The sequence below is a fragment of the Pseudomonas sp. GW821-FHT09A09 genome (assembly GCF_059418405.1).
Map to the genome: position 1 here is coordinate 1 of NZ_JBWKPU010000015.1, position 1,741 is coordinate 1,741.

Annotated in this window: 1 protein-coding gene; it reads left to right on the forward strand. The window is 62.3% G+C overall.

Annotated elements, in window-relative coordinates:
- Positions 1-154: 154 nt before the first annotated feature.
- Positions 155-1,639 (forward strand): 2-methylcitrate dehydratase, encoded by a 1,485-nt coding sequence (gene prpD / locus AC07OV_RS15140; RefSeq protein WP_495092493.1) that lies wholly within the window; start codon positions 155-157, stop codon positions 1,637-1,639.
- The last annotated feature ends 102 nt before the right edge of the window (positions 1,640-1,741 follow it).

Below are 1,741 nucleotides of genomic sequence, written 5' to 3' on the forward strand. Positions count from 1 at the left end.
GCCGGCGATGGCGGCCTTGAAGGGGGCGCATGCCTAAAGGGCCTCATCGCCGGCAAGCCGGCTCCTACACATAAGGTGGGCAATAAGACCCACTATGGAACATCAACCCTGACCCTGAGGATGGAAGAACCCCTAACTTTCTTGGAGTACTGCCATGAGCGCCAACGTCGACCAGAACAACCGCCCGGACTACGACCAGGTCCTGCAGGACATTGCCGATTACGTCCTCAACTACCGGATCGATTCCCGTGAGGCACTGGATACCGCCCGCAACTGCCTGATGGACACCCTCGGTTGTGGCCTGCTGGCCCTGCGCTTCCCCGAGTGCACCAAGCACCTGGGGCCGATCGTCGAGGGCACGGTGGTGCCGTTCGGCGCTCGTGTACCCGGCACTTCGTTGCGCCTGGACCCGGTAAAGGCCGCGTGGGACATCGGTTGCATCGTGCGCTGGCTCGACTACAACGACACCTGGCTCGCTGCCGAATGGGGTCACCCTTCGGACAACCTCGGCGGCATCCTCGCCGTGGCGGATCATCTGTCGCAAAAACGCGTGGCCAATGGTGACGCGCCACTGACGGTGCGCGCGGTGCTGGAAGCCATGATCATGGCCCACGAAATCCAGGGTGTGATTGCCCTGGAAAATTCCTTTAACCGCGTCGGCCTCGACCATGTGCTGCTGGTGAAAGTCGCCTCCACCGCCGTCACCGCCAAGTTGATGGGCGCCAACCGCGAGCAGTTGCTGGCGGCCTTGTCCCACGCGTTTGTCGATGGGCAAGCGTTGCGCACGTACCGCCACGCACCGAACGCTGGCTCACGCAAATCCTGGGCGGCGGGGGACGCGTCGAGCCGTGGCGTGCGCCTGGCAGATATCGCCCTGCGCGGCGAGATGGGCATTCCCGGTGTGTTGAGCGCGCCGCAATGGGGCTTCTACGACGTGCTGTTCAGCCACACCAACAAGGACCTTGCGCTCAAGCCCGAGGACAAGCGTGCGTTCAGCCTGCCCCAGCCTTACGGCACCTACGTGATGGAAAACGTGCTGTTCAAGATCAGCTTCCCGGCCGAGTTCCACGCGCAAACGGCCTGCGAAGCTGCGGTGACATTGCACCCGTTGGTGAAAAACCGTTTGCCTGAAATCGAACGCATCGTGATCACCACCCACGAGTCGGCGATCCGCATCATTTCCAAGGTAGGCCCGTTGGCCAACGCGGCTGACCGCGACCATTGCCTGCAATACATGACGGCCGTGCCGCTGGCGTTCGGCAACCTGGTGGCCGAGCAGTACGAAGATGACTTCCACGCGGCGCACCCGATCATCGATGAACTGCGCGACAAGATGGTGATCGTCGAAGACCCGCGCTACAGCCGCGAGTACCTGGAGGCGGACAAACGCTCCATTGCCAACGCGGTGCAGGTGTTTTTTAGGGACGGGTCCAGCACCGAGCAAGTGGCGGTGGAGTACCCGATCGGGCATCGCCGTCGCCGGGTGGACGGTATTCCGTTGCTGGAAGACAAGTTCAAGGCCAACCTGGCCACGCGGTTCACCGCGCAGCGCAGTGGGGAGATTTTTGCGTTGTGCAAGGATCAGGCGCGGCTTGAAGCCACGCCGGTGAACCGGTTCATGGACCTGTTCGTGATCTGACCAACACCGCCGATCCACTGTGAAATGGGGCTTGTGTGGGAGCTGGCCTGTCTCTTATCCACCTCTCCGAGCCCACGAGACTGAGTACAACATCTGGGGGGG

Bases quoted from the DNA above. Each gene is read 5' to 3' on its own strand.
- prpD (WP_495092493.1), top strand. From the start codon at position 155: ATGAGCGCCAACGTCGACCAGAACAACCGCCCGGACTACGACCAGGTC.